At 67.8% G+C, this 3,874-nt stretch carries 3 protein-coding genes and 1 pseudogene; 3 read left to right on the top strand and 1 reads right to left on the bottom strand.

What is annotated here, in order from left to right; all coding sequences use genetic code 11:
- Positions 1 to 44: 44 nt before the first annotated feature.
- The 3 genes and pseudogenes from G3O06_RS46875 to G3O06_RS46865 form a co-directional block, all read left to right on the top strand.
- Positions 45 to 1,043 (top strand): annotated as a pseudogene (locus G3O06_RS46875) (endoribonuclease L-PSP); the annotation flags it as partial.
- 125 nt (positions 1,044 to 1,168) lie between these two features.
- The gene (locus G3O06_RS46870) at positions 1,169 to 1,951 is read left to right on the top strand and encodes a glycosyltransferase family 2 protein (protein ID WP_205820148.1); all 783 of its coding nucleotides are present in this window, start codon (positions 1,169 to 1,171) and stop codon (positions 1,949 to 1,951) included.
- A 196-nt stretch (positions 1,952 to 2,147) separates the two neighbouring features.
- Positions 2,148 to 2,909, top strand: a complete 762-nt coding sequence (locus G3O06_RS46865; RefSeq protein WP_174915426.1) for a M48 family metalloprotease — start codon at positions 2,148 to 2,150, stop codon at positions 2,907 to 2,909.
- 101 nt (positions 2,910 to 3,010) lie between these two features.
- Here the strand turns inward: G3O06_RS46865 and G3O06_RS46860 are convergent.
- Positions 3,011 to 3,874: L-lactate permease (locus tag G3O06_RS46860; RefSeq protein ID WP_241020602.1), on the bottom strand; the 864-nt coding region annotated here is incomplete at its 5' end.

The following is a 3,874-nucleotide window of genomic DNA, read 5'->3' as shown; positions in this document are numbered from 1 at the left end:
TCTCGCCTTCCTTCACTTCGTGATGGATCCGGCGATTCTGGTTTGCGGACGCGGTGGCGCGGATGCTGGCCGATGTCGTGCCCGACCTGCCGGTCGCGCCGGTGCCGATGACGCTACTCGGTGCCGGCATCGCGCCGGACGACGCCGTCTGCGAAATCTGGCAATGCCATGCGCGCGACCTGCGCAGCAAACGGCGCGGCGCGCTGCACTATCGGTACAGCGAAACGGCGGGCCTCGTGTTCGGCAGCATCGTCGTGCACGAGACGAGCGAAACGCACGACGGCGGCACGCCGCTCGAACGCGCGACGCATGATGCGTACCGCACGCTGTTCGACGTGCTCGATTCGCTTGGCATGCCGCATCCGCTACGCATCTGGAATACCGTGCCGGCGATCAATGCGGTGCAGCTCGGGATCGAGCGCTATCGTCAGTTCAATATCGGCCGCCAGCACGCGTTCGACGCGTGCCGCCGTGCGCTGACGGGCGGCGTGCCGGCCGCATGCGCGCTCGGTTCGGTCGTGCCGGTCGCGGGCGATGCATCGCCGGCCGCGCCGCTCGCGATCCATTTCCTCGCGAGCCGCACGCCGGCCGATCCGGTCGAGAACCCGCGCCAGGTCAGCGCTTATCACTATCCGGCGGAGTACGGCCCGCGTGCGCCGACGTTCGCGCGCGCAGCCGCATGGTCGGAAGGCGATGCCGCGCCGGTGCTGTTCGTGTCGGGCACCGCGAGCATCGTCGGGCACCGCACCGTGCATCACGGCGACGTCGTCGCGCAAACGCGCGAGACGGTCGCGAACCTTGCGGCCGTGCTCGAGCAGGCCGCGCGCCAGGGGCACGGCCCGTTCTCGCTCGCCGATCTGAGCTATCGCGTCTACGTGCGCGACGCCGGCGATACCGCGGCATTGGCCGCGATCGAGCGCGTGCTGCGCGAGGCGGCCGGCCCCGGCGTGCGCCCGCTCGTCGTTCATGCGGACGTGTGCCGCGACGACCTGCTGGTCGAGATCGAGGCCAGTGCGGGTCATGAGGAGGCGTGGCTGTCATGAAGCGAGAAAGCCTCACGATCGGGCAACCGGCCCCGCACGCGGGCGACGTCGACGAAGCCTGCCGACGTTCGCCGGCAAGTCATAAACTTTTGTCAGGATCCCCGTCTTCGCAATCGGCCGTTTCCATGTCCAAGCTGCACGCCTCGTCCACTCATCTCGTCCTGATTCCGAGCTACAACCCGGGCGCCAAGGTCGACACGACCGTACGCAATGCCCGTGCGCAGTGGAATCCGGTGTGGGTCGTCGTCGACGGTAGCACCGACGGCAGCGCCGAACGGCTGCAGGCGATGGCCGAGCGCGACCCGGGGTTGCGCGTGATCGTGCTGCCGGAGAACCGCGGCAAGGGCGCCGCGGTGCTCGCCGGGCTCGACGCGGCCGCCGCGAGCGGCTTCACGCATGTGTTGACGATGGATTCCGACGGCCAGCATCCGGCCGACCTGATTCCCGCATTCATGGCCGCGTCGCAGGCCGCGCCCGGCGCGATGGTGCTGGGTGTGCCGAAGTTCGACGCGAGCGCGCCGCAGTTGCGCGTGCAGGGCCGCCGGCTGTCGAACGCATGGGCCGACCTCGAGACGCTGTGGGCCGGGATCGGCGATTCGCTGTACGGGTTTCGCGTGTATCCGGTCGCGCCGCTTGCCGCGATCATGCGCCGCCAGCCGTGGATGCGCGGCTTCGACTTCGATCCCGAGGCGGCCGTGCGGCTGTGCTGGGCCGGCGTGCGGCCGATCCGCATCGACGCGCCGGTGCGCTATTTCGGCCGGCACGAGGGCGGCGTCTCGCATTTCCATTACGGCCGCGACAACGCGCTGCTCGCGTGGATGCACCTGCGCCTGTTCGCCGGCTTCGCGGTGCGGCTGCCGCTGCTGGTCGCGCGGCGGCTGACGCGACGCCGCGACCAGACGGCCTGAGCCGGCCCGTTTCCCGTTCCGATCGTCGCCCGGCTGCGGCGATTGCTCCGCTTTTCGTCGTCAATCCCGCGCCGGCGCACCGCTTCATGTCAATCTGCTGAGTAATGAACGTGTCATCGGATGTAAACATCTGGTAATTTTCTGCCGGATTATGCAAAATCGCCGCTCCCAAATACAACTATCGAGGGATTCCGGGATGCAACTCAAGAAAGCGGTGGCAGCGTGTGGCGTGGCATTTCTGTTGAGCGCGTGCGGCGGGGTACAGAGCCTTGACGCGAACAGCCTGACGTCGGCGGGGACGAACCTGTACAAGGCGGCGACGCTGTCGGACAGCGACATCGCCGCCCTGTCGAACGAGTCGTGCAAGTCCAGCGACGCCGAGTCGAAGATCGCGCCGGCGAACAGCGCGTACGCGAAGCGCCTGACGAAGGTGATGAAGGGCTTCGGCGACATGACGCTGAACGGCCAGAAGATCAACTACAAGGTCTACATGACCAAGGACGTCAACGCGTGGGCGATGGGCAACGGCTGCGTGCGCGTGTACAGCGGCCTGATGGACCTGATGAACGACGACGAGCTGCGCGGCGTGATCGGTCATGAAATGGGCCACGTTGCACTGGGTCACTCGAAGAAGGCGATGCAGACGGCCTACGCGGTGAGCGCGGCGCGTAGCGCGGCCGGCGCGGCATCGCCGGGCGTGGCGGCCCTGTCGAGCTCGCAGCTCGGCGACATCACCGAGAAGTTCATCAACGCGCAGTTCTCGCAGACGCAGGAAAGCGCGGCGGACGACTACTCGTTCGACCTGATGAAGCAGAAGGGCATGACCCAGAAGGGCCTCGTCACCGGCTTCCAGAAGCTCGCGCAGATGGACGGCGGCGCGAGCTCGATGATGAGCTCGCACCCGTCGTCGGCGAGCCGTGCGCAGCACATCCAGGATCGCATCGCGAAGGGCAGCTGATCGCGCAGCCGATCGCCCGCCGACGCGGGCGATCGACCGGCGAAACGAAAAACCCCACGCTCATCCGGGCGTGGGGTTTTGTTTTTTGGGGCGTGCGCCGCTTACGGCACCATGCCCGGCAGCACGTACGCCTGCGCGAGCGTGATCAACCCGACGATCACCGCGAACAGCAGGCTGTGCCGCACCGTGAAGCGGAACAGCTCCGACTCCTTGCCGACGAGGCCCGTCGCCGCGCACGCAACCGCGATCGACTGCGGCGAGATCATCTTCGCGGTCACGCCGCCCGTCGTGTTCGCGGCCACCGCGAGCGTTTCGGGCACGCCGAGCTGATGGGCGGTGGCCTGCTGCAGCGAGCAGAACAGCGCATTCGACGACGTGTCCGAGCCCGTCAGGAACACGCCGAGCCAGCCGAGGAACGGCGAGAAGAACGGGAACGCCGCGCCGGTCGCGGCCAGCATCAGCGCGAGCGTCGACGACATCCCCGAATAGTTCGCGACGAACGCGAATGCCAGCACGAGGCCGATCGACAGGATCGGGCGCGTCAACTCCTTCAGCGTCTCGCCGAACGTGACGAGCGCGTCGCGCGGCTTCATCCGCAGCAGCGCCATCGAGATCAGCGCGGTCACGAGGATCGCGCTGCCCACTGCCGACACGAGATCGATCTTCAGCACGGCGTCGAGCGCCTTCGGTGTCGCGGCGATCGGCGCGGTTTTCATGACGAGCTGGTCGAGCCCCGCCACATGGAACTTCAGCACGGTCGACGCGAGTGCACCGTGCGCGGCGAACAGCGCCTTGAACGGCGCGATGCTCCATACGGTGACGACGGCCGTCAGGATCAGGAACGGCCAACGCGCCGCAGGACACGCCCACGCTCGCGGAGGTCGACGCGTTGTTGCCGGACGGAAGCCGGGAACAACGCGTGTTATGGCAGGCCGGGAGCCTGGCTGTGTACAGCGATGCCGGAC

This window comes from Burkholderia sp. Ac-20345, assembly GCF_017104825.1.
GTDB classification, from domain to species: Bacteria; Pseudomonadota; Gammaproteobacteria; order Burkholderiales; family Burkholderiaceae; genus Burkholderia; species Burkholderia lata_B.
This window is presented reverse-complemented; position numbering and strand designations above follow the sequence as displayed.

Coding starts and splice junctions, on each gene's coding strand:
- G3O06_RS46870 (WP_205820148.1), top strand. CDS start 1,169: ATGTCCAAGCTGCACGCCTCGTCCACTCATCTCGTCCTGATTCCGAGC.
- G3O06_RS46865 (WP_174915426.1), top strand. CDS start 2,148: ATGCAACTCAAGAAAGCGGTGGCAGCGTGTGGCGTGGCATTTCTGTTG.